Genomic DNA, 24,565 nt, shown 5'->3' with positions numbered 1-24,565 from the left:
TCAAAGAACTGGGGGCGCCCCCCGGCTTATGGCGCCCCCTGGCTTATAAGGGGCGCAGGGAACTGCGCGACAAGCCACGAATCACCCGCCCCCGCCGTACAAACCGCCCCTCCCGAGCTCTCCCTGGGGGGTTGAAGGGGCGCAGCTCCCCTGGGATGGGATGAGTAGGGGCGGCGGGGGCGAAACCCCTAGGGGGCCACCTCGACGACAGTCTCCCGCTGGTGCGGGATCTCCACGCCGCTACCCCCACCCGGCTGGAGCGTAACCGTCCGCCGGGGCGCCGGGATGCTGATGCCCTCGGCGCGATAGCGCTTGTGAAGGCGTTTGATGAACTCGTGCTTGATCCGGTACTGGTCGCTGAACTCGCCGACGCCGAGGATCACGGTCATGCCGATGCGGGAGTCGCCGAAGGTGTGGAAGCGGACGGCGGGCTCGTGGTCGGGGACGGCGCCCTCGACCTCCTTCATGACCTCCGTGATGACCTCGTTGGTCACCCGCTCGACATGCTCCAGGTCGCTGTCGTAGCCGACGCCCACCTGCACGAGCAGGGTCATGTCCTGCTCGGGCTGGTTGAAGTTGGTCATGTTCGTGCCGGCGAGCTGGCCGTTGGGGATGATCACCAGGTTGTTGGAGAGCGACTTGATCGTCGTCTGGCGCCAGTTGATGTCGACGACATAGCCCTCCTCCCCGCTGCTCAACCGGATGTAGTCACCCGGCTGGACCGTCTTCGAGGCGAGGATGTGGATGCCCGCGAAGAGATTGGCGAGGGTGTCCTGGAGCGCCAGGGCCACCGCGAGACCGCCGACGCCCAGGGCCGTGACCAGCGGGGCGATCGGGATGCCCAGGGTCTGGAGGATCACCAGACAGCCGATGGCGAGGACCGCGACCCTGGTGATGTTCACGAAGATCGTGACCGAGCCCGCGACCCCGGCCCGGGACTGGGTGACCGTACGCACCAGGCCGGCGATCACTCTGGCCGCCGTGATCGTGGCGACGAGGATCAGCAGCACCGTCAGGGCCTGGTTCACATGGTGCTGCACCGTCTTCGTCAGCGGCAGCACCGCCGCAGAGGCGGCCGCGCCACCGAGGAACGCGCCCCACGGCACGAGCGCGCGCAAGGTGTCGACGATGACGTCGTCACCGCCCCAGCGCGTCTTCGTCGCGTGGCCGCCGAGCCAGCGCAGCAGCATGCGCAGCAGGAACGCGGCCACCAGACCCGCGACCAGGATGATTCCGGCCACGAGGTAGTCGTCGAGGGTGAGGGCCCGGGTCATCGGCTGCCTCCCGAGGGACGCCGGGAGCGACCGACGGGCCGAGTGTGCCGTATGTCAGGTCCCGCGGGCCGTATGTGATGCGTCGTCACCTTGCCACCTGCTCGAATCCGGAATGCACGATCACGCTTTCCCGGACGGGCGTACGACGTACGTGCGACGTGTGTACGACGCCGGGTGCGACGGCTCATCCTGCCCCATCCGGCTGACTGATCGGCACCGGACCTGCGTGGATCGGCCATTGACGGGCCGTCGGGCGCGGTCGAATGTCCGGATACGTGCATCGCCACCGACGGGTTCGCCACGGTTTCTCGGGACGCCCGCGGTCAGATCACCTTCAGCCGGACCAGCGCGCCCAGCGTCAACGCCCCCGGCAGCAGCGGCAGCCAGAGGGTGATGATCCGGTACGCCAGCACCACCGCGGTCGCCACGGCCACCGGGCCGCCGGCCGCCACCAGGGCGACCACGAGCGCGGCGTCCACCGAGCCGAGGCCGCCGGGGGTCGGGACCAGGGCGACGGCGACCGTGGCCGCGAGATACGCCACCACCATGTGCGCCACGGGGACGTGCAGGCCCAACGCCAGCCCCACCATGACGAGTCCGGCCGCCTGGAGCGCCGGGAAGGCCAGCGAGCCGCCCCACAGCGCCAGCACGCGCGTCGGACGCGTGTGCACCGAGCGGGCCTCGCTCAACGCGGTGTGCACGAAACCGAACACGGCTGTACGCAGCCGTCGTACGAGCAGGAGTACGGCCACCGCCACGCAGAGCACGGCCGCGACGGTGATCAGCAGGGGGGCGACCGCCCTGTCTGGGAGGAGGGCGCCGAGACGCAGCGCGCCGGGGAACGCGACCAGCAGGGCCAGCAGCAGGCCCACACGGGCGATCGACTCCGCGAGCAGGTACAGGGCGAGCGCCGCCGACGAGCGGGCCAGCGACACCCCGCACACCGTCATGAACCGCAGGTTCACCGCACTCGCGCCCAGCCCGGTCGGCAGCAGATGGTTCGCCGCGCCCGCCGCGAACTGGGTGGCCAGCAGCCGCAGGGCCGGCAGCCGCTCGACGAGCGAGCCCTGCCGGGTCACGGCCGCCGCGACCCAGGTCAGACAGGTCGCGCAGACCGCCGCCACGAGCCAGGGCCACTGGGCGGTGGCCAGATGGGCGAAGCCCTCGACGAGGACGGAGCGGTGGCGCACGGCGACGACCAGGACCAGGGCGAGGGGAAGCAGGCACAGGATCTGGCGGACCGGGATACGCCTGGCCAGCCCCTGGGGGAGTCGTATCGCTGTCACACCCGCAGACGTTCTCCGCAACGCCCCAACGGAAGGTTGCGCGCACGGGGACAGGGGGTGACCGGCGGCGGACTTCACCGCGTCCGCACGTACTCCGTCCGCACGTACTCCACGACACCTCTTGACCTCAAGAATGCTTGAGGTTTTAGCGTTCTGGTCATGAGTATGGAGACCACCGCCTGGATGCAGCTGCAGGGCATGATGAACGCCCAGCAGCGACGCCGCCCCTTCGCCCGGACGACGCTACGGCGCGTCGCCGCCTTCGCCCGTCCACATCGTCGCCGTATCGCGTGGTTCGTCGTGATCGGTGTGCTGGCCGCGCTGCTCGCCGTCGCGACGCCCGTGCTCGCGGGGCGCGTCGTAGACGTGATCGTGTCGGGCGGGGACGAGGCACTCGTCGTCCGCCTTGCCGTGCTCATCGCGCTCATCGCGGTCGCCGAGGCGGCGCTCGGGCTGCTCGGCCGACGGCTGTCGGCGACGCTCGGTGAGGGACTCATCCTCGATCTGCGGACCGCCGTCTTCGATCATGTGCAGCGCATGCCGGTCGCGTTCTTCACACGTACTCGTACGGGGGCGCTCGTCAGTCGTCTCAACAACGACGTGATCGGCGCCCAACGGGCCTTCAGCAACACCCTGTCCGGAGTGGTGAGCAACCTGGTCACGCTGCTGCTCACGCTCGCCGTGATGCTCACCCTCTCCTGGCAGATCACCCTGCTCTCGCTCGTCCTGCTGCCGGTGTTCGTGATCCCCGCCCGCCGGATGGGCCGCCGCATGGCCCGGCTGCAACGGGAGGCCGCCGACCTCAACGCGGCCATGGGCACCCGCATGACCGAGCGCTTCTCCGCGCCCGGCGCCACCCTGGTCAAGCTCTTCGGACGGCCCGACGACGAGTCCGCGGAGTTCGCGATGCGCGCCCGCCGGGTGCGGGACATCGGGGTGCGTACGGCGATGGCGCAGTCGGCGTTCATCACCGCGCTCACCCTGGTCTCGGCCCTCGCGCTCGCCCTGGTGTACGGCCTCGGCGGCTGGTTCGCGCTGCGCGGCACCCTGGAGGCCGGCGCGATCGTCTCCCTGGCACTGCTGCTGACCCGCCTGTACGCGCCGCTGACCGCGCTGGCCGGGGCCCGGGTCGAGATCATGAGCGCCCTGGTCAGCTTCGAGCGGGTCTTCGAGGTGCTCGACCTGAAGCCGCTCATCGAGGAGAAACCGGACGCCCGCGAGGTACCCGACGGGCCGGTGGCCGTGGAGTTCGACGACGTCCACTTCGGCTACCCCTCCGCCGACAAGGTCTCCCTCGCCTCCCTGGAGGAGGTGGCCGCCCTCGACACCCGCGGCGGCACCGAGGTCCTGCACGGCGTCTCCTTCCGCGCCGAGCCCGGCCAGACCGTCGCCCTCGTCGGCTCCTCCGGCGCCGGCAAGTCGACCGTCGCCCAGCTGCTGCCCCGGCTGTACGACACGGACGCGGGCACCGTTCGCGTCGGCGAGATCGACGTACGCGACCTCAGCGCCGTGTCACTGCGCGGCACCCTCGGCATGGTCACCCAGGACGGGCACCTCTTCCACGACACCGTCCGCGCCAACCTGCTGCTCGCCCGCCCCGACGCCACGGACGACGACCTGTGGGACGTCCTGCGCCGGGCCCGCCTCGACGGTCTCGTACGATCCCTGCCCGACGGTCTCGACACCGTGGTCGGCGAACGCGGCTACCGGCTCTCCGGCGGCGAACGCCAGCGCATGACCATCGCCCGGCTGCTCCTGGCCCGCCAGCGCGTCGTCATCCTCGACGAGGCCACCGCCCACCTCGACAACACCTCGGAGGCCGCCGTCCAGGAGGCCCTCGCGGAGGCGCTGGAGGGCAGGACCGCCGTGGTCATCGCCCACCGTCTGTCGACCGTACGGGCCGCCGACCAGATCCTCGTCGTCGAGGCCGGCCGGATCGTGGAGCGCGGCACGCACGACGAGCTGCTGGCGGCCGGGGGACGGTACGCGGAGCTGTACCGGACGCAGTTCGAGAAGGCGGAGGCGGCGGACATGCCGATCGCCGCGGCGTAGGAAAGGGGGGTGGAGGAACAGGGTGGTTCCCCGGAGTTCAGCCCGCGACGCCCGTCGACGTGTGGGCGGCCCCGACGGGCTTGGACTCCGGGGAACCGCGCTGACGCAGATAGATCGAGAGGATGGCCATGGAGGCGATGGCGAGGAACTCCGACTGCCAGTTCTGCAGCGTACGGCTCCAGAAGTCGGCTGACAGGATGTACTCGGGCCAGCTCATGGGCGCCTGGAGCTGCCTCAACTGTTCCTCGTTGTAGGCGGCGACACCCGTGATCGACTGGGCGAGCCAGGACAGCACGAACACGGCTCCCATGACGTAGCCCAGCGAACTGGCGTACAGCTTGAGGCGGAGACCGCCGGCCGCCGCCCAGCGAGGAGAAGCCGAGTCCGCGTGCCGCCCCACGCGCTGCTCCTCGTCGGACTCGACACCGACCTTGTCCGGGTTCTTCGACTCCGGTGAACCACGCTGCACCAGCCACACCGTGAGGAAGACGTAGAGGAAGAACTGCAGGTACTCGGACTGCCAGTTCTCCATGACGTCGACGGCGAAGTCCGACGACGTCATGTACTCGCCGAGGGTGACCTGTTGGAGGTCGTCCGCGGCGAGCTGGTTGTTGAAGTCGGCGTGACCGGCGAACGCCTGGCCGATCACGGCGAGGACGAACAGCGTCAGGAAGGCGAGGCCCAGGCCGTTCTCCCACAGGAACTTCCGTACGGACCGGCTCATCGGGCTCATCGATGCAGCACTCCCAGCGTGATGCAGTAGGCGAGACCGCCCGCGATCACCAGCAGGCACAGGACGAACATGGTGCGCACCGGCCTCATCCTCCTCCTCATCCTCCCTTCAGCAGGCACTCGTAGGGCCGCTGTGGGCGCGGAGTGCACCCGGCGGCGATGACCTTCCAGCCGCCGGAGAACTGGGACAGGAACAGGGTGTCCGCGGGGAACACGACACGGGCCTGCCGCCCGCTGACATCGACGCCCTCGACGGCGTCGTCGGGAGCCCGTGCGGCGGAGGGGAGCTCCTCCGTCAGGACGCCCTCCTCACAGGCCGTACGGGCGGACCGCTCGACCTCCTCGCGGACGCTCGGTGCCAGCACCGCGCACACGGCGGCCCCGTCGCGGGCGGCGAGGGCCCGTTCGAAGTCGAGGGCGGCGTCCATGGCCGCCGTGCGCCGCTCCTCGACCGTCCCGCAACCGGTCGCCAGTACGAGGGCGGCTCCCGTCGTGAGCGCCGCTCGCCATCGCCGTCGCCAGGGCATCCAGAGCCTCCGTTCGGCTGTCGCCGGATGTGTCGACGGACGGTAGCGCGCCGCGCGGTGCGCCATGGCTGCCGCGCGACGAGTGCGGCCCCTCGTCCCCCGGTCGGGGCAACGCGGCTCGGGGCTGCCGCGTGCCGCGTGCTGTGTGCCGTGTCTCGGGTGCCGCCTGCCGCCTGCCGCCTGCCGGGTGTCGGTGCCGCGTGCCGCTCGTCAGACCGCCGCCCGCCGGGCCGTTTGTCTCGGGCCGTGGGCCGCCGAGCCATCAGCTCCTGAGCCGCCGGCACTCGCACTGCCAGTCTGCGGGCTGTCCGCCTCCCACCACGCCGGTCCCTATCGCGCCGGGTCTCCGCCGCGTCGGCCCCCCACTACGCCGGCCCCCTAATCGTGGAATCCGTTCCCCGGCAGGCCGTAGACCGCGAAGGCGCGCCGGATGACCGGCTGGGCGACATTGCGGACCCGTACACCGCCGCTCGTGATGCCGTGCTCGGTGCCGAGGTGGGCGTGGCCGTGGACGGCGAGGTCGGCGCCCGACTCGTCCATCGCCTCCGCCAGCAGATAACTGCCCAGGAAGGGATAGATCTCCAGGGGCTCACCGACCAGCGTGTCCGACACCGGCGAGAAGTGGGTGAGCGCGATCCTGACCGCGCAGCCGTCCGCCGCGAGCGAGTCCAGGGCACGGCGCAGACCGTCCGCGAGACCCCGGGTGTGGCGGACGAAGGCCTTCATCTCGGGCTCGCCGAACTCGCTGCCGCTGCGCCCGGCGAAGCCGCCGCCGAACCCCTTCGTCCCGGCGACCCCGACCCGGACCCCGTCGACGTCGACGACGGTTCCCTCCCCTTCCAGCACGGTCACGCCGGCCGCCCGGAGCACGTCCGTGACGTCCTCGGGCCGCTCCGAGTGGTGGTCGTGGTTGCCGAGGACGGCGATCACCGGCACCGGCAGGCCCGCCACCTCGTCGGCGACCACCCGCGCCTCCTCCGGGGTGCCGTGGCGGGTGAGGTCTCCGGCCAGCAGCAGGAGGTCGGCGTGGTCGGGCAGCGTCTCGAACGCCGGTCGGAGCAGACCGCGGCTGTCCTGCCCCAGATGGATGTCGCCGACGGCCGCGACCCGGATCACGACAGCTCCTCGGGACGGTCGGGCGCGGTCACGTCGGCCAGAGCGATGTCGGCCCGGACGGCTATGCCCGGCAGCTCCTCCGCCGCGATGCGCAGGATCGCCTCGCGGTCGCCCGCCGTGGACGCGGTGCCGGTGATGTGCACGGTGTCGCCCCGGGACTCGATCCGCATACCGAGCTCGGCCAGATCACCACCGGCGAGCCGTTCGCCCAGGTGGGCGATGCGGTACTCGGTGTTCGGCGCCGAGTGGGCGGTGCCGGTGCCCGGACCGGCGTCCGCGCCGACGGCCGGTCCGTTGTCAGGTTCTGTCGCCATGGCCGGTCTCCTCCGGCTCGATCACGTTGAGGCGCTCCAGCAGATACAGGAAGGCGGCGGGCATGGGCTCGGCACCGCACTCGTGCCGGACCCGGGCCCAGTCGATCTTCTCCCGCAGGGTGCGGGCGATCGGCAGTACGGCACCGAAGTCGCAGTAGTGCTCGGAGAAGGCCAGCAGACGGCCCACGAGCAGGTCGGTGACCGCCAGCACGGGCATCCACATGGACTCGACCGACAGCACCTCCGCGCGGTCCAGCAGCTCGCGGGTCACCGGAGTCCGGGCCGGCCGGAAGATCAGGTCGACCTCCTGGCCGTGGCTCCGGGTCTTCAGCAGCCAGTCCTCGGGAGGTTCGACCACCTCCAGGCCGGCCGTCTCCAGCGTGGCGGTCACGGCCTCGATGTCCTCGGGCAGCACACAGAAGTCGACGTCGTGCTGGAGCGTTCCGGGGCCGCCGTGGGCGTATACGGCGACGCCGCCCGCCAGAGCGAAGGGGTGCCCACCCCCTTTGAGCAGCGAAGCGACCTCCTTGGCCGCTTCGAGGATCGCCTGGGTGCGGTCCGGGGGGAGCCCGTCGTCGTTCAGGGCGGCGAGGCCGCCCGCCGCCCTGGCACCGCCGCCCCGCGTCTTCATCCGGCGCCGCCGACAGCCGCGCGGGGTGTGACGCACCGCTGGAGCACGAACGGGATCTCCATGCCTTCCACGATAGTGCGGCGCCCGCGGTTGGCGAGGCGGGGATGCATCTCGCCCCCGCCGCCCCTACCCGTCCCATCCACGTCCCATCCGCCAGGGGCCGCGCCCCTTCGACCCCCCGCGGGAGAGCTCGGTCCAGTCGGTGTGTTGGCGGGTGCGGGCGGGTGGGGACGCGGGGAACCGCGCGTGACCGGCAATTCCCTAGAGTCCTCTGGGCTCGCTGGTCCGGGGTCTGAGTGTCGTGCTGGGCTAAGCAGATGCTTCTCACCGCTCTTCATGGGGACGGTCCGTCGAGCCCTCGGCTCACCATGCTCTGCCCCGACTTCCCCTTCGCCTACGACGACTGGCTGCGCCACCCCGCGGGGCTGGGCGGCGTACCGGCCGACGCGCTGGGCACCGAGGTCGCGATCGTCGGCGGCGGGATGGCCGGGCTGGTCGCCGCGTACGAGCTGATGCGCATGGGACTGCGCCCGGTCCTCCACGAGGCGGGACGACTGGGCGGCCGTATGCGCTCGGTCGGCTTCGAGGGGTTCCCGGACGAGGTGGCCGAGCTGGGGGCGATGCGGTTCCCGCCCTCGGCCGCCGCCCTGTTCCACTACGTCCGCACGCTCGGCCTGCGTACGACGCCGTTCCCCAACCCGCTGAGCCCCTGCACCCCCATGACGGTGGTGGACATCGGCGGCGTCAGCCACTGGGCCCGGACCGAGGCCGATCTGCCGCCCGTCTACCGGGAGGTCGCCGACGCCTGGGACAAGACGTTGCGCGAGCAGGCCGACGTATGGGTCATGCAGGAGGCGATCCGCACCCGCGACACGGCCACCATCAAGGCGATGTGGAACCGTCTGGTGCCGCTGCTGGACGACCAGTCCTTCTACGGCTACCTCAGCTCCACGCCCGCCTTCGCCTCCTTCCGGCTCCGTGAACTGTTCGGGCAGGTCGGTTTCGGCACCGGCGGCTGGGACACCGACTTCCCCAACTCGATGCTGGAGATCCTCCGTGTCGTCTACACCGAGGCCGACGTCGACCAGCGGACCATCGAGGGCGGCTGCGAGCAGGTGCCGCTGGGCCTGTGGCGGTACGCTCCCGAGCGCCTCGCGCACTGGCCGGCCGGTACGTCGCTCGCCGCACTGCACGAGGACCGGCCCCGGCCCGCCGTCACCGCGCTGCGTCGCGCGGGAGAACGTATCGAGGTCACCGACGCCGACGGCCGGACACGCGGCTACCGGGCGGTGGTCTTCACCGGGCAGCACCGGCTGCTGAACAGCCGGGTCGCCTGCGACGACGCGCTGCTGCCCGGCCCGGTCCGGTCGGCGATCGAGCGCACCCACTACATGGGCTCCTCCAAGCTCTTCGCGCTCACCGACCGGCCGTTCTGGCGGGACGTCGACGCCACGACCGGGCGGGACGTGATGGGCATGACGCTCACCGACCGGCTGCCGCGCTCGGTGTACCTCTTCGACCGTGGGCCCGGCCGCCCCGGCGTGATGTGCCTGTCCTACACCTGGAACGACGACTCCCAGCGGGTCGCCGCGATGTCCGCCGAGGAGCGGCTGGAGGCCGTCCTGCGCTCGCTCGGCGAGATCTACCCGGGCGTGGACATCCGGTCGCACATCATCGCGCCGCCGGTGGCCGTCAGCTGGGAGAACGAACCCTGGTTCACCGGGGCCTTCAAGGCCAACCTGCCCGGCCACTACCGCTACCAGCGCCGCCTGTTCACCCACTTCATGCAGAGCGCCCTGCCCGAACACCAGCGGGGCTTCTTCCTGGCCGGCGACGACGTCTCCTGGACCGGCGGTTTCGCGGAGGGCGCGGTCACCACGGCACTCAACGCGGTGTGGGGTGTCGTACGGCATCTCGGCGGCGGCAGCCATCCGGCCAACCCCGGGCCGGGGGATGTCTTCGCCGAGCTCGCGCCGCTGGAGCTGGACGAGCTCTGACCGTCTGGCAGACACCAGGAAGGGCACGAAGAAGCGGTCCGTGTGCATCCGGCACACGGACCGCTTCTTGTTCCCGGCCCTCAGGCCTGCTGCCGCAGCGTCCGTTCCGGAGTGGCCGAGAGCAGTTCGAAGTCGGCCGTGGTGCAGTCGAGCCGGGCGAAGATGTTCTCCGGACCGGCCATGCAGATCCGCCGAACGCCCTGTTCCCGGAGCGTCCTCGTCACCCGCTCCCAGTGGACCGGCCGGTCGAAGGTGTCGAGCAGCATGGTGCGTAGGCCCGCCGCCGTCGTCACCAGTGAGCCGTCCTGGTCGGCCACGACCGGCAGCCGGGGTGCGGCGAAGTCGAACTCGCCGAAGACCTCTTCCTCGACCCGTCGGCGCAGTTTCCCGAAGGCGGCGGCGTGCACCGGTGGGCGCATGGTGTAGAGGGAGTAGCCGCCGGCGGCGCTGATCCGGCCGCGCATCCAGTCGAGCATCGGCTCCCGCAGCGAGAGCATGTAGAAGTCGCGGTCCAGATAGCCCGAGAAGTCGAAGTACTCGCCCCGCTCGGTCAGTTCGGCGAGGATCTCGTCGAGCCGCTCCCGCGGGGTCCGCAGGAAGGTCAGGGTGACCACGTCCTCGTACTCGGTGGCGAAGTACTCTGCCTCGCAGCGGGCGAGCCGGACGGTGAGCCGGACCGTGTCGGCGAAGGAGAGCGCGCCCGAGTACGCGGCCATGGCCCGCTGCCCGAAGCTGGGACCCGCGCAGATCACGGGACGCACCTCCAGCGACTCCTCCGCCCAGTCGGCCAGCGCCGACGAGACGGTCAGGAAGGCCACTTGGGCGGCCTCGTCGTAGTCGTCCGCCGACCGGCGGTAGCGGTCCATCAGCGAATAGCCGAGGACCTCGTCGGCGACCTTCAGGCGTTTGCGGGCGTGCGAGTTGAAGGTCAGGAACTCGCCGACGTCGGCGAACTTCACCGGACCCATGCCGGGGAAGACCATCGCCGTCCCCGGCTGCCGCTCGGTCGTCTCGGTGGTCATGCCCATGCTTTCGCCGCCGCCAGTTCGCCCAACTGCCGTTTGTCGGGCTTGCCGTTGCGGTTCAGCGGGAACCGCTCGACCACCTCGATGTGGTTGGGCCGCTCGAACGCCGGCAACAGCTCGTTGACCATCTCCCGCCAGTACGCCCGGTCGCGCCGCTGCTCGTCCTCCACGAAGCAGACCAGCTCACAGCCGCGCCGCTCGTCGGGCAGGGCGACCACCTTGGCGTTGCAGCCGCCGGCCGCCAGCTTGTGCTCGATGATCTCCGGGTACAGCGTGTAACCCATGCGGTGGACGGCGAACTTGCGGCCGACCACGAAGAGGTTGCCGGCCGCGTCGAGACGGCCGAAGTCACCGGTGGCGTACCAGCCGCGGTCGGCCTCCTGGACGGTGCCGTCGTCGCCGAGGAAGCCCTGCATCATGTCGGGCGTCAACACCAGGATCTCGCCGATCTCGTTCGGCGGAAGGTCCGCCCCCGAGTCGTCGACGATCCGCAGCTGGAGGCCCTCCATGGCCTTGCCGCAGGCGACCGGGTTGTCCTCGGTGGCGAAGGCGATGTTCCCCAGCTCGGTGCTGCCGTAACTGTCCAGCAGGGGCAGACCGAAGGTCTTGACGTAGTCGGCGACCAGGTGGTTGCCGAGCGGGGCCGCACCGCTGCAGAACATCCGCACCCCGGCCAGCTCGGCCTGGGCGGCCGGGCGGCGGGCGATGATGTTGAGGATGCTGCGGTACGTCGCCGGTGTCGCGTCCAGGACCGTGGCACCGCAGCGCTCGGCCATGTGGAGGGTGTGGTCCAGCCGCGTGTACGGGGCGATCACCAGCGAACAGCGCACGAGCCAGGCGATGAGCACCATGGACAGGCCGTACTGGTGCGAGAACGGCAGCATCGGCAGCAGTACGTCGTCGGGGCGGTGGCCCACCTGCCGGGCGTTGCGCTCCAGGTTCCGCAGGAACGACGCACCGGTCTTGACGATCCCCTTCGGCTTTCCGGTCGAGCCCGAGGACCACATGATGAGGCCGTCCGGCAGGGCGCACCAGGTGTCGAAGGACAGCGCCCCCTCGGTGGGCCTGCGCTCCGAGGCCTCCACCAGCAGCTCGTAGATGTAGCGCCGGGGCGCGGTCGCGGCCAGCGGGGCGTTGTCGTCCACCAGACAGAGCGCGACGTCCGCGCGGGCGCAGATGTCCTCGGTCTCGTCGGCCCGTTCCTGCCCGTCCACCAGCACGATGGACGCCCCGAGATGCATGAGCGCGAGGAGCATCCCCACATAACCCACGGAGTTCTGGGCCTTGAGCAGGACGCGGGTGCCGGTGCCGACCCCGTTCTCGCGCAGTGCGTCGGCGAGGGCCAGTGCCTTCTGCTCGAACTCGTCGAACGTCTGTATGGAGTCCACCGCGTAGAGTTTCGCGGTCATCGGCCTCACGTTCCCTTCTGATCGTCTGTTCGCGTCGTGTGGGCCGTCAGCTGTTCCGCGATTCCGCAGGCTCGGCGAGCGCGGTGGACAGATAGCCGGCCAGGGCGATCGGCGTCGGGTGGTCCCAGAGCACGGCGGGCGACAGCTTCAACCCGGTCGCTTTCTTCAGGTGGTTGCGCAGCAGGACGACGGTCACGGAGTCGAATCCGAGGTCACGCAGCCGCCGTTCCGGGTCCAGCTTCCCGGCCGACGCGTGGCCGAGGACGGCGGCGGCATGCTCGCGGACCAACTCCAGCATCCGGGCGTCCCGTTCGGCCGGAGCCAGAGCCGCCAGCCTCGTGCGCAGCTCCCGCGGGTCCGCGGGCGGCGCCGCGGCCGTCCGCTCCCGCCCCGGCACCGGACGCACCAGCCCGCGCAGCAGGGCCGGCACCTCCTCCCGGCCGCGCAGCGCCGACAGATCGAGATCCATCGGCACCGTCACCGTCTCGCCCGAGGCGAGGGCCGCGTCGAACAGCGCCAGCGCCCGCTCGGTGGGCAGTGGCCTGATGCCCTCGGCCGCCATGCGGGCCAACTCCCGCTCGCCGAGGTGGCCGGTCATCCCGCTGGCCTGCGCCCACAGCCCCCACTCCAGGGAGGCGCCCGGCAGTCCGTCCGCCCGGCGTCGCAGCGCGAGCGCGTCCAGGAACACGTTCGCCGCCGCGTAACTCGCCTGCCCCGCGCTGCCCCACAGCCCCGCGGACGACGAGAACAGGGCGAACAGCGCGAGATCCCGGTCGCGGGTCAGCTCGTCCAGGTGCACCGCCCCGTCCACCTTGGCACGCAGCACGGGAGCCACCCGCTCGGGCGTCAGCGCGTCGAGCGCGCCGTCGTCCAGGAGCCCGCTCGCATGCACCACGCCCGTCAGCGGACGCTCGGGCGGGATCCCCGCGAGCAGCGCCGCCACCGCCGTACGGTCCGTCACGTCGCACGCCGCGACGGACACCTCCGCGCCCAGCGCGGACAACTCCGCGACGAGCTCCCGTACACCCGGGGCGTCGTCCCCTCGGCGGCCTGCCAACAGCAGGTGGCGCACCCCCGACGTGACCACCAGATGCCGGGCCAGCAGCCCGCCGAGCACGCCCGTGCCCCCCGTCACCAGCACCGTTCCGGCGGGGTCGAGAGGTTGGGGCATGGTGAGGACGTTCTTGCCGATGTGCCGGGCCTGGCTCATGTGGCGCAGCGCCCCAGGTGCCTGCCGTACGTCCCACACGGTCAGGGGGAGCGGGGTGAGCACCCCGCGCTCGAACAGTTCCATCAGCTCGGTCAGCATCGAGCCGATGCGGTCCGCCCCGGCCTCGATCAGGTCGAAGGCACGGTATTCCACCCCCGGATACGAGGCGGCCAGCCGGTCGGGATCACGGAGGTCGGTCTTGCCCATCTCCACGAACCGGCCGCCCTCGCGCAGCAGACGCAGTGACGCGTCGACGTGGTCGCGGGCAAGCGAGTTGAGGACGACGTCGACGCCCTCGCCACCGGTCGCGCCGGTGAAGCACCGCTCGAAGCCGAGGTCCCGGGAGGAGGCGATGTGACCCTCGTCGAACCCCATCGACCGCAGCACCCCCCACTTGGCGGGGCCGGCCGTCGCGTACACCTCCGCGCCCAGGTGCCGGGCCAACTGGACGGCGGCCATGCCCACGCCACCGGTCGCCGCGTGCACCAGGACGCGTTCCCCGTCGCGCAGCCGGGCGAGGTCGGTCAGGCCGTACAGCGCGGTCAGGAACACCATCGGCACGGACGCGGCGCGGGCGAAGGACCAGCCGTCCGGGATCCGCGCCACCAGCCGCCGGTCGGTGACCGTGACGGAACCCAGCGAGCCCTCCATCAGGCCCAACACCCGGTCACCCGGCGCGAGATCGCGCACATCCGCTCCGACCTCGGTGACCACGCCCGCGCCCTCGCCGCCCATCGCGGCCTTCTCGTCGGGGTACATGCCCGCCGCGATCAACGCGTCGCGGAAGTTCAGCCCGGCGGCGCGGACCGCCACCCGGACCTCCCCGGGGGCCAGAGGAGCCGGCGCCTCGGGCACGGCGACCAGTGCCAGCCCGCCCAGTGTGCCTCGCTCCGCGTTCTCCAGCCGCCAGGCGAGGGCGTCCTGAGGAATCGTCAGGAGACCGGCGGCCTCCAGCCGGGCCAGCCGGGGTGCGAGCGGCAGCCCCGAGCGCAGTGCCACCTCCGGCTCGCCGCAGTGGGCCGCGGCGGCGACCGCCGCAAGGGACTCCGGGCTGCCGTCGTGGTCCACCAGCACGATCCGGTCCGGGTGTTCCGCCTGGGCGGCCCGCAGCAGACCCCACAGCGGAGCCGTTACCGGGTCCGGCCGCTCACCCGGCCTGGCGGCCACCGCGTTCCGCGTCACGGCCACCAGCCGTGACGGCGCCGCCGACTCGTCGGCCACCCACCGCTGCACACGGGCCAGCGCCGAAAGGACGGTGTCGCGCACCGCTTCCGGCAGATCGGCGTACGGTCGCGGGGCGTACTCCAACACCACGGTGTCGACCGGGTCGCGTACGTCGACGGCGTCGGTCACGGCCACGCCCGCGGTCCGCAGCGCCTGAACGAGAGCGCCGTCCACGTCACCGAGCACGCCCCACACCCCGGACACCTGCTCGGCGGGTGCGGACACCTCCGTCCATTCCGCCCGGAAGAGCGAGTCGTCCAGCCGGGCGGCGGGACCTTGGGCCTCGCCCCGCTCCGCGTCCAACGGCAGCAGCACCAGCGAGTCGACGCGCAGGATCACGGCGCCGGTACGGTCGGCCAGCGTCACCGACGTCCCGCCGTCGGCCGCGCGGGACACCTTCACCCGAGCCGCCGCGGCCCCCGCCGCGCCGACCGACACACCGTTCCAGCCGAACGGCAGCAGGACCCCGCCTTCGTTCCCGAGCAGCGGTTCCAGCGCCTGGAGGGCCGCGTCCAGCAGGGCGGGATGGATCTCGAAGCCGGAGGCCCCCGCCCGTACGTCGTCCGGGAGCTCCACCTCGGCGAAGACGTCGTCACCGCGTCGCCACAGGGCACGCACGCCACGGAAGGCCGGCCCGTACGAGTAGCCGCCGGCCAGGAGATCGTCGTAGAACCCCTCCAGCGGGAGGGACACGCTGTCGGCCGGCGGCCAGACGCCGTCCAGGTCGACGTCACGCGCGTTCGTTCCGCCCCGCGCCACGGCCCCGCTCGCGTGCCGTACCCAGCCCTCCGCGACGCCTTGCCCCTCCGGACGCGCGAACACCTCGGCCGAGCGGGCTCCGTTCTCGTCCGGCTCGCCCAGGGCCACCCGGAGCTGGACGCCGCCCGTGGCGGGCAGCACCAGGGGGGTGTGGATGATCAGTTCGTCGACACGGGCGCACCCCAGCTCCGCGGCGGCGCGCACCACGACCTCCACGAACCCCGTGCCCGGGAAGAGGACGCGTCCTCCGATCGCGTGGTCGGCGAGCCAGCCCTGTGTCGAGACGTCCAGCCGCCCGGACACGACCGCGCGGCCGTCGCCCGTCTCGACCAGCGCCCCCAGCAGCCCGTGCTCGACCTTCTCCAGGCCCAGCGACCGCACCTGCCCCGCGCCGCCCTTACCGGAGCCGGGCGCGAGCCAGAACCACTCGTGCTCGAACGCGTACGTCGGCAACTCCACCAGCGTGCCGCTCCCCAGGACCGCGTCCCACGCCACATCCGTACCGGCGCAGTGCAGACGGGCGAGGGCGGACAGCACGGTCTCGGCCTCGGGTACTCCGCCGCGCAGCAGCGGGACGAACTCGACGTCGGGATCGGTCGGTCGAAGACAGTCCTCGGCCAGCGCGCACAGCACAGGGTCCGGCCCCAGCTCCACCACGGTCGTCGCCCCGGCTTCGACGAGGCGGCGCACGCCGTCGTGGAAGCGCACCGCCTGGCGGATGTGCCGGACCCAGTACTCGGGGGAACACAGGTCCTCGGGCGTCGCGTGCGTGCCCGTGACCGTGGACACCACGGGAATCACCGGCGGCGCGTACGAGACGCAGTGCGCGACGTTGCGGAAGTCGTCGAGCAGGGCGTCCATCCAGGGGGAGTGGGCCGCCTGGCTCACCCGCAGCCGTTTGGTGGAACGGCCCGCGGCCTCCCAGCGGGCGGCCACGGCGAGGACGACGTCCTCGTCGCCGGAGAGCACCACGGACGAGGGCCCGTTGACCGCTGCGACGGCGGCCCGCCCCTCCAGACCCGCCAGATCGGGCTCCACCTCGGCCTCGCTCGCCTGGACGGCCACCATCGCGCCCCCGGCGGGCAGCGACTGCATGAGCCGACCCCGCGCGGCGACCAGTACGGCGGCGTCCTTGAGCGAGAACACACCGGCGGCGCACGCGGCGGACACCTCGCCGAGCGAGTGGCCGAGCACGAAGTCGGGCCTGACGCCCCACGACTCCAGCAGCCGGAACAGAGAGATCTCCAGGGCGAAGAGCGCGGCCTGCGAGTTGGCGATCCGGTCCAGCCGGGCCCGGTCGGATGCGTCGTCGTCGCCCCGGGTGTCGTCGCCGAACACCAACTCCCGCACGGACAGGCCCAGTCGGCCGTCCAGATGCGAGCACGCCTCGTCGAAGGTCCGCGCGAAAACGGGGTGGTCGCGGTACAACTCCCGGCCCATGCCGAGTCGCTGCGGGCCCGCACCGGAGAAGAGGAAGGCGGTCCGTCCACCGTGCACGGCCCGGCCGCGTACGACACCCGGCGCCTCCTCGCCCCGGGCGAGCGTCCGCAGACCGGCCAGCAACGCGTCGCGTCCGGACCCCAGGACCACGCCGCGGTGCTCGAACGCCGACCTGGCCGTCGCCAGAGACCAGGCCACGTCCGCCGGCCGTGCCCCGGGCCGCTCGGTCAGGAAGTCCGCCAGCCGGGCGGCCTGCTTGCGCAGCGCCGCCGCGCCGCGCGCGGACACCAGCACAGGCACCGAACCGCCCGCCTCAGCGGCCGCTTCGGAGGCGTCGGGGGAGGCGGCAGTGGAGGCGCCGTCGGCCGAGTGCCGCGCGGCGCCCGCTCGGACCGGTGCGCCGACGGGTTCGCCCGCCGATTCCGCGGACTCCTGATCACCCTGCTCCAGGATCGCGTGCGCGTTCGTCCCGCTCATCCCGAACGACGACACACCCGCCCGGCGCACCCGGCCGTCGACACGCGGCCACGGCACCGGACGCGTGACCACCTCCACCGCACCCGCCGACCAGTCCACGTGCGGCGTGACCTCACCGACGTGCAGCGTCCCCGGCACGACTCCGTGCCGGAGCCCCATCACCGTCTTGATCACCCCGGCGACCCCGGCCGCCGCCTGTGTGTGCCCGATGTTCGACTTCAGGGCGGTCAGCAACAACGGCTGCCCCGGCTCACGCCCTTGACCGTACGTCGCCAGCAGCGCCTGTGCCTCGATCGGGTCGCCCAGCGTCGTGCCCGTGGCATGGCCCTCCACCACGTCCACGTCGGGCGCCGACAGACCCGCCGACGCCAGCGCCGCCCGGATCACCCCGCGCTGCGCGTGCCCGCTCGGCGCGGTCAGCCCGTTGGAGGCCCCGTCCTGGTTGACGGCCGTGCCGCGCACGACCGCGAGGACCCTGCGGCCGTGGCGGCGGGCGTCCGAGAGCCGCTCCAGGAGCAGCAGGCCCACACCCTCGCTCCAAGCCGTGCCGTCGGCCGCCGCGGAGAAGGGCTTGCACCGCCCGTCCCTGGCCAGCCCGCCCTGCCTGCTGAAGGCGACGAACCCACCCGGCTCGGCCATGACGGCGACCCCTCCCGCGAGCGCCAGGTCGCACTCACCCGACCGCAGCGACTGGACCGCCAGGTGCAGCGCCACCAGTGACGCCGAGCACGCGGTGTCCACGGTCACCGCCGGGCCCTCCAGACCGAGGGCGTAGGCGACGCGGCCGGACACCACGCTGCCCGCGGCCCCGGTCAGCAGCAGGCTCTCCAGCCCGTCCTCCGCCTCGCACAGCTTGGGCCCGTGCTCGAAGTGCTCCGCCCCGGCGAACACCCCGGTACGGCTGCCGCGCAGCGAGGCCACCGGGATCGCGGCCCGTTCGACGGTCTCCCAGGCCACCTCCAGCAGCAGCCGCTGCTGCGGGTCCATCGCCAGGGCCTCGCGGGGGGATATCCCGAACAGGCCCGCGTCGAAGGCCCCGGCGTCGTGCAGGAACCCGCCTTGCCGTACGTATGTCCTGCCGGGCGCGTCGGGGTCGGGGTCGTAGAGGGCGTCGATGTCCCAGCCGCGGTTGTCGGGGAACGGCGAGATCGCGTCGACACCGTCCTCCACAAGCCGCCACAGGTCCTCCGGTGAGCCCACCCCGCCGGGCAGCCGGCAGCCCATGGCGACGATGGCGACCGGCTCGCCCGGATCCACCGCGGGCCGCCCAGGCCCTTCGGGTTCCGTCGCCGAGCCCAGGAGCCCGGAGTGCAGGCGCGCGGCGATCGACAGCGGCGTCGGATGGTCGAAGGCCAGGGTGACCGGCAGCGTCAGCCCGGTGGCGGCGATCAGAAGGGCATGCAACCGCACCGCGGCGAGGGAGTCGAGGCCCTGCGAGAGCAGGTCGGTGCTCACATCGATCTCGGTCGGCGCGTCCTTCGCCAGCGCCGCCGCGGCGCACTCCCGGACGACGTCGAGCAGCCGTCGCTCCCGCTCGGGAGCCGGCAGCGCGGCGAAGTCCGCGGGCAGGGACGGCGGTTCGGCCTGAGGACGCGCGGGGCCGGCTGTCTCGGGCGTGTGGGACATGGTGGACCTGGCTCTCTCGAATCACTCGGAGTTCGTCGGGGCGTGAGCGGCGCGGGAGGGAGGCCGCCGGTGAAGCCGGCCCCCCGGCTGGGAACCGCCTGGTGTCACGGCCGCCCGGTACCGGCCCAGGACGGCAGGTCGAGGACGGTGATCACGGCGGACGTGCTGACCCAGCCCGCACCCGAGGTGGTCATCAGGATGTTGTCCCCGGGGGACAACTTCCCGGAGGCGAGCAGGTGGTCGAGCGAGACGGGGATGTCGCAGGCGCCGATGTGCCCGAAGTCGCGGGCGAACACCCCGTTGGAGCGCGACAGCGGCAGGCCGAGGGGCTCCAGCTTCATCTGCTCCATCATCTGGAGATTGGTGTTGGCCGTGAGCACCCAGGCCACGTCGCCCACGTCGAGCCCGGCGTCGTCCAACGAGCGGCGCATGAGATCGGACTCGAAGTCCCGGATCATCTGCAGGCACTTGTCGAGCGGGATCACCTCGTCGTTGAAGTACCACAGCATCTCGAGCATGTCGGAGCCCGACACGGCCTTGCCCATCGGCTCCCGGTGCGGCAGCAGGGACTTCTCCCCGCGATGCCACTGTTCGAGTTCCGGCAGCGTGCCCGAGTTGAGCGCGCGCAGCGCCGCGAACCCGCCCGCGTCGCTGAACAGGACGGCCGCGCCGCCGTCGCTGGCGCTGAAACCGGTGCCGAAGCCCTGCCAGCGGTCGATCAGCGGAGAGCTGAAGTTCTCCCCGGCCGTGACCAGAACCCGCGAGGCCCGCGCGGCCCCGGTCAGCTGGCCGACGGCGACCTCGAACGCGGCGAGCATGCCGTCGGAGTTCTGGTGCACGTCCACGCTGGAGACCCCGTGCGCACCGAGCTCCCGCAGTACGTAGCCGGGCGGGTAGAAACTCTCGGGTCCCTGCTCCGAAGCGCTGCAGTGGACGTGGAAGCCGAGCGCGGTGGCGTCCGTGCCGGACCGCTCCAAGGCCTGCCGCGCGGCGAAGACCGCCATGTCGACCGCGGGGACGTCACCGGCGATGTAGGAACCGGTCAGCTCGGTCGCGTACTGGACGGAGTCCTCGTCGAACAGGCCGGTCTCGATCGCCTGTTGCGCGCTCACCCACTCGTCGGGAAGGTGCACCCCCACCGCGTCGATGTAGACATCTTCAGTCTTCATGTGCCACAGCAGCCCTTCCTTCGGATGCGGTCTCGGCCGCATGGGAGCGTCCTGTCCCCGAGGCCGGGAGAGCCATGCGGAGAGGACCGTGGATCAGTGCCCGCTCATACTGGCCGCGCGCCGCCGGGGTCGTCCCACGGGCCGGTCGGCGTCTAGGGCAACATCTACTTTTCGGGTTCGCCGCCCAGCCGATCGAGCGGACGCGAACCGTCATCCGGCCGGCCGAACCGGGGATTCCCTAGTGTTCGGCGGCTCTCCTGGCCCGGTCCGCCCGGGCAGTGCTGGGCTGAGACCTGTCCCGGTGAAGGGCGCCCGGGCCTCGGCTGATTCGGATGAAGAGAGCGGCGGTTGAATGAAGGACATGCGCAAGACCAGCGTCCGGGGCGGTACGGAAGTCCAACCGAGACCCGGTCCGCACGCCATGACGCCGGCGATCGTCGCGGAGGGTGTCAGGAAGCGGTACGGCGAGCTCCAGGCCGTCGACGGGGTGACACTGACGGTCGAGGCCGGCGAGTTCTACGGTCTCCTTGGGCCCAACGGCGCGGGCAAGACCACCACGTTGGAGATGCTCGAAGGCGTCCGTGAACCGGACGAGGGTCGAATCGAGCTGTTCGGCCTCAGCCCCTGGCCGCGCAACCCCCGTCTGCTGCCGCGGATCGGAGTGCAGTTCCAGGCCTCGTCGTTCTTCCGGGGGCTCACCGCACGCGAGAGCGTCCGCCTCTTCGCCGCGCTGTACGGAAGGGGTCATCGCCAGGCCGACGCGATGCTCGAACGCGTCGGCCTGTCCGCGGTCGCCGGGGTCGACGCCGAGCGGCTCTCCGGCGGACAGGCACACCGGCTGTCCATCGCCTGCACCCTGGCGCACGAACCGGACCTGGTGTTCCTCGACGAACCGACCGCCGGCCTGGACCCGCAGGCCCGCCGCAACCTCTGGGACCTGCTGCGCGATGTCAACAGGGAGGGCCGCACGGTGGTTCTCACCACGCACTATCTGGACGAGGCGGAGATCCTCTGCGACCGGGTCTCGGTGATGGACCGGGGCAAGGTACTCAAGACCGGCGCCCCGGCCGCCCTGGTCCGGGAACTGGACAGCCTGTCGCACGTCAGTGTGCAGTCCGGACCGATCACCGCCGACACGATGCGCGGGCTGCTGACCGCGGCCGGCGCGGACGTGGCCGCGGTCGAGGACGACGGCGTCTCGCTGGTGGTCGCCACCCGCACCCCGGGCCCGGTGCTGACGGTCCTGGCCGAACAGGGCGCCCTGCACGGTCTGCAGGTACGCGGCGCCACCCTGGAGGACGTCTTCCTCCACCTGACCGGACGGGAGTACCGCGCGTGAGCGTCGAGGACACGAAACCCGAGGTCGCCCCCCGCACACTGCGGCCGGCCGACCGTCCGGCCCCCGATCGTCCGGCCCCCGACCGTCCGCAGCCCTCCGGCAAGGACAGGCGGCCCAGCGCCGTGCGCGCGCTGTCCCACGCCATGATTCTGGCGTTTCTGCGGGACAAGATCCTCATCTTCTTCACGATCGTCCTCCCGCTGCTGGCCCTGCCGGTGTTCGCGTTGCTCTACGGCGACGACTCGCCCACGCGGGCCAAGGTGGCGCAGATCGGCGCCGTCGAGCTGCTGGACTCACTGGACGACGCCGAACGGGCCGAACTCGACGAGACGCTCACCGTCACCAGGGTCAAGGACGAGTCGAAGGCGCTGTCCGACGTCAGGAAGGGCACATACGACGCGCTGATCCGGCAGGGCACCGGAAACACCCTCGTACTGCGCTACAGCACCGCCGACCCGACCAAGGCATCCCTCGTGCGGACCAACGTCGACTCGCTGGTCCGGCAGGCCGGCCTGGACGCCGTCGACGCCCCTGCGGCCTACTCGCTCAAGAGCACGGAGGTCGCGAGCGAGGCGGCCGAACCCATCGAGTACCTCACTCCCGGCCTGCTGGGCTGGGGAGTCGCCACCGGGGCGGTGTTCAACACCGCGCTGAGCCTGGTGAGCCTGCGCCAGCGGAAGGTACTGCGCCGGATGCGGCTGGCGCCGATCAGCGCGGCCACGATCATGGCCTCCCGGATCGCGATCACCCTGCTCACCGCGCTGGCCCAGACGGCGCTGTTCCTGCTGGTGGCCTCCCTGCCCTGGTTCGGGCTCAGGCTCACCGAGGCGTGGTGGCTCATCGTGCCACTGGTCCTCTGCGCCACCCTCGCCTTCATGTCGGTCGGAGTGCTGGTCGGTTCGTTCGCCAAGAACGAGGAGGCCGCCAACGGCCTGGCGCAGCTCCTCGTGCTGCCCATGTCCCTGATGTCCGGTGCCTTCTTCCCGCTGGACAACGCCCCCGACTGGTTCAAGACCATCGGGCACGTGATGCCCATGCAGTACCTGGTGGACGGCAGCGAGACCGTGCTCAGCCAAGGCGGGGGTCTGCTGGACGTACTGCCCACGATGGGCGGCATGCTGCTCTTCGGCGCCGTCCTGGGCGTGATCGCGTGGCGCTTCTTCGCCTGGGGGGACGACTGACGGCCAGACCGTCCACGACGACGAGCGCCCGCCCCCGCAAGGGCGGGCGCGTGTCCGTTCACCGTCGCCTGTCACATCTGTATGGCCGGTCATCAGGCGTACAGCCGCACATCAGGGAGTCCGACGATGCGTCCCAGCATGCAGGAACAGCCCGCGCGCGCCGACGGAGGACCTCAACGACCCGAGGCCGAGGCCCACTTCGCCCGTCCAACCGCCGCGTCCCACACCGTGCTTCCCCCGGCCCAGCCCCCGCCTCCGCCCTTCGCCGTACTGCCGGTGGCCGCGATCGCCTGCGCGGTCGCGGCCGTTCTGCTGTTCAGCGCCGGACGCGTCGGCTACTACAGCGACGAGCTGTACTTCGTCGCGGCCGGCCGCCACCCCGCGTGGGGCTACGCGGACCAGCCGCCCCTGGTGCCCCTGCTCGCCCACGCGCTCGACACGCTCTCGGACGGCTCGCCGGTGTGGCTGCGCCTGCCGGCCGTCGCCGTCACCACGCTCGGCGTCCCCGTGGCCGCCCTGACCGCACGTGAACTGGGCGGAAGACGGGCCGCACAGACAGCCACCGCGGGCGCCTACGCCGTGTCGCCCGTCATGCTGAACGGCCATCTGCTCAGCACAGTGTCGCTGGACATCGTCCTGACGACCGTGGCCACCTGGCTGCTGGTGCGCTGGGTCCGCACCAGGCGGGACCGGCTGCTGCTCCTGATCGGCCTGACCGCCGCCGTCGCCTTCCAGATCAAGTTCCTCGGCGTCGCGCACTGGGCCGCCCTGCTCGTGGCCGTCCTGCTCGTCGGCCCGCGCGATCTGCTGCGCCGACCCCTGCTGTGGGCGTCGGCGGCGGCCGTCGTACTCACCGCGCTGCCCGGACTGCTGTGGCAGGCGGCCAACGGCTGGCCCCAACTCGCCATGACCAAGGTCATCTCCCGGGAAGTCGCCCGGATGGAGGGCGGCCGGGCCGTGTTCCTGCCCGCGATGTTCTCGGGCGCCGGCATGGTGGGCGCCGTACTGCTCTGCTACGGCCTGTGGCGGCTGTTCGCCGCCCGGGAACTGCGCCCTTACCGCTTCCTCGGACTGGCCTTCGCCGGACTCTGCGTCGGCTACCTCGCGGTCAACGGACGGTCGTACTACGTCGCCGGGCTCTTCGTCATCCTGTGGGCGGCGGGCGCCACGGGCCTGCAGGGGCTGTGGCCCACCGGCCCGCGCGTCTGGTCCGCGGCCGGGGCGTATGTGCTCGCGGGGGCGCTGGCGGTGCCGGTGCTGCCGCTCCAGCCGGTGTCCCGGACGTCCGAGAACCGACTGGCGATCGAGACCGTCGGCTGGCCCGACCTGGCACGCTCCGTGGCACGTGTCCACCGCGAACTGCCGCCCGGGCAACGCGATCGGGCCGTAGTGATCACCTATCGGTACGACCAGGCGGGCGCCCTGGACCGCTTCGGCCCGGCCCTCGGGCTGCCACGGCCGTACAGCGGCCATCGCGGCTACTGGTATCTGGGCCGCCCGGCCGACGACTCGGCGCCGGTCGTCTTCGTCGGCGGCGACGAGGAGTATCTGCGGCAGTTCTTCGTGAGCGTGCGGCGACAGGGCGAAGTCACCAACTCGGCGGGGGTGCGCAACCTCAACTGGGGTGTCCCCCTATGGATTTGCGAGGGGCTGCGCGGGTCGTGGCGCACCATGTGGCCGCGTTTCTCGCACTTGAACGCCGACTGGGTGGACGGAGCTAGCCGACCCCCGGGTTCCTCGACGAGCGGTTCTTCGCCGGCGTGACGAGGCTGCGGGC

General features: G+C 71.9%; 15 protein-coding genes and 1 pseudogene. 5 read left to right on the top strand and 11 right to left on the bottom strand.

Annotation, left to right across the window (positions count from 1 at the left end; all coding sequences use genetic code 11):
• Window positions 1-188 precede the first annotated feature (188 nt).
• Window positions 189-1,274, bottom strand: coding sequence for a mechanosensitive ion channel family protein (locus CES90_RS25400; RefSeq protein WP_189786496.1), 1,086 nt, complete (start codon window positions 1,272-1,274; stop codon window positions 189-191).
• A 323-nt stretch (window positions 1,275-1,597) separates the two neighbouring features.
• Window positions 1,598-2,560 (bottom strand): lysylphosphatidylglycerol synthase transmembrane domain-containing protein, encoded by a 963-nt coding sequence (locus CES90_RS25395; protein WP_189786495.1) that lies wholly within the window; start codon window positions 2,558-2,560, stop codon window positions 1,598-1,600.
• Window positions 2,561-2,725: 165 nt separating this feature from the next.
• Here CES90_RS25395 and CES90_RS25390 point away from each other — a divergent pair, with 165 nt between their 5' ends.
• Entirely contained in the window at window positions 2,726-4,612 is a 1,887-nt protein-coding gene (locus tag CES90_RS25390) for an ABC transporter ATP-binding protein (protein ID WP_189786559.1), read from the top strand.
• A gap of 37 nt (window positions 4,613-4,649) precedes the next feature.
• Here the strand turns inward: CES90_RS25390 and CES90_RS25385 are convergent, their stop codons facing one another.
• From CES90_RS25385 to CES90_RS25365, 5 genes are all read right to left on the bottom strand, one after another.
• Entirely contained in the window at window positions 4,650-5,336 is a 687-nt protein-coding gene (locus tag CES90_RS25385) for a DUF6766 family protein (RefSeq protein WP_189786558.1), read from the bottom strand.
• 106 nt (window positions 5,337-5,442) lie between these two features.
• Complete coding sequence (locus CES90_RS25380; protein ID WP_189786494.1) at window positions 5,443-5,871, bottom strand: hypothetical protein; 429 nt, start codon at window positions 5,869-5,871, stop codon at window positions 5,443-5,445.
• 378 nt (window positions 5,872-6,249) lie between these two features.
• Complete coding sequence (locus CES90_RS25375) at window positions 6,250-6,987, bottom strand: metallophosphoesterase family protein (RefSeq protein WP_189786493.1); 738 nt, start codon at window positions 6,985-6,987, stop codon at window positions 6,250-6,252.
• The gene (locus tag CES90_RS25370) at window positions 6,984-7,301 is read right to left on the bottom strand and encodes a hypothetical protein (RefSeq protein ID WP_308437909.1); all 318 of its coding nucleotides are present in this window, start codon (window positions 7,299-7,301) and stop codon (window positions 6,984-6,986) included. The genes CES90_RS25375 and CES90_RS25370 overlap by 4 nt, the downstream gene beginning before the upstream one ends.
• Window positions 7,285-7,932 carry a nucleotidyltransferase family protein gene (locus tag CES90_RS25365; RefSeq protein WP_189786492.1) on the bottom strand — a complete coding sequence of 216 codons (648 nt, stop codon included), beginning with the start codon at window positions 7,930-7,932 and terminating at the stop codon, window positions 7,285-7,287. The genes CES90_RS25370 and CES90_RS25365 overlap by 17 nt, the downstream gene beginning before the upstream one ends.
• A gap of 317 nt (window positions 7,933-8,249) precedes the next feature.
• Here CES90_RS25365 and CES90_RS25360 point away from each other — a divergent pair, with 317 nt between their 5' ends.
• Window positions 8,250-9,929 carry a flavin monoamine oxidase family protein gene (locus CES90_RS25360; protein ID WP_189786491.1) on the top strand — a complete coding sequence of 560 codons (1,680 nt, stop codon included), beginning with the start codon at window positions 8,250-8,252 and terminating at the stop codon, window positions 9,927-9,929.
• 80 nt (window positions 9,930-10,009) lie between these two features.
• Here CES90_RS25360 and CES90_RS25355 read toward each other — a convergent pair whose 3' ends face one another.
• The 4 genes and pseudogenes from CES90_RS25355 to CES90_RS25340 form a co-directional block, all read right to left on the bottom strand.
• Window positions 10,010-10,951, bottom strand: coding sequence for an ACP S-malonyltransferase (locus tag CES90_RS25355; RefSeq protein ID WP_189786490.1), 942 nt, complete (start codon window positions 10,949-10,951; stop codon window positions 10,010-10,012).
• A complete protein-coding gene (locus CES90_RS25350; RefSeq protein WP_189786489.1) occupies window positions 10,948-12,363 on the bottom strand; it encodes a class I adenylate-forming enzyme family protein in 1,416 nt (471 codons plus the stop codon). Before CES90_RS25350 ends, CES90_RS25355 begins: the two co-directional genes overlap by 4 nt.
• A 46-nt stretch (window positions 12,364-12,409) precedes the next feature.
• A pseudogene (locus tag CES90_RS25345) lies at window positions 12,410-19,099 on the bottom strand (type I polyketide synthase); the annotation flags it as partial.
• Between the two features lie 104 nt (window positions 19,100-19,203).
• A complete protein-coding gene (locus CES90_RS25340) occupies window positions 19,204-20,268 on the bottom strand; it encodes a ketoacyl-ACP synthase III family protein (protein ID WP_189786487.1) in 1,065 nt (354 codons plus the stop codon).
• Window positions 20,269-20,629: 361 nt separating this feature from the next.
• Between CES90_RS25340 and CES90_RS25335 the strand changes: the two genes are divergently transcribed.
• The 3 genes from CES90_RS25335 to CES90_RS25325 all read left to right on the top strand — a co-directional run bounded on the left by CES90_RS25335 (window position 20,630) and on the right by CES90_RS25325 (window position 24,552).
• Entirely contained in the window at window positions 20,630-21,607 is a 978-nt protein-coding gene (locus tag CES90_RS25335) for an ABC transporter ATP-binding protein (RefSeq protein WP_229914234.1), read from the top strand.
• Entirely contained in the window at window positions 21,604-22,788 is a 1,185-nt protein-coding gene (locus tag CES90_RS25330; RefSeq protein WP_189786486.1) for an ABC transporter permease, read from the top strand. The genes CES90_RS25335 and CES90_RS25330 overlap by 4 nt, the downstream gene beginning before the upstream one ends.
• Window positions 22,789-22,914: 126 nt before the next feature.
• Entirely contained in the window at window positions 22,915-24,552 is a 1,638-nt protein-coding gene (locus tag CES90_RS25325; RefSeq protein WP_208921453.1) for an ArnT family glycosyltransferase, read from the top strand.
• Window positions 24,553-24,565 lie beyond the last annotated feature (13 nt).

This window comes from Streptomyces capitiformicae (assembly GCF_002214185.1).
GTDB classification, from domain to species: Bacteria; Actinomycetota; Actinomycetes; order Streptomycetales; family Streptomycetaceae; genus Streptomyces; species Streptomyces capitiformicae.
The sequence above is the reverse complement of the archived record's forward strand: the minus strand, read 5'-3'. Positions and strand labels throughout refer to the sequence as shown.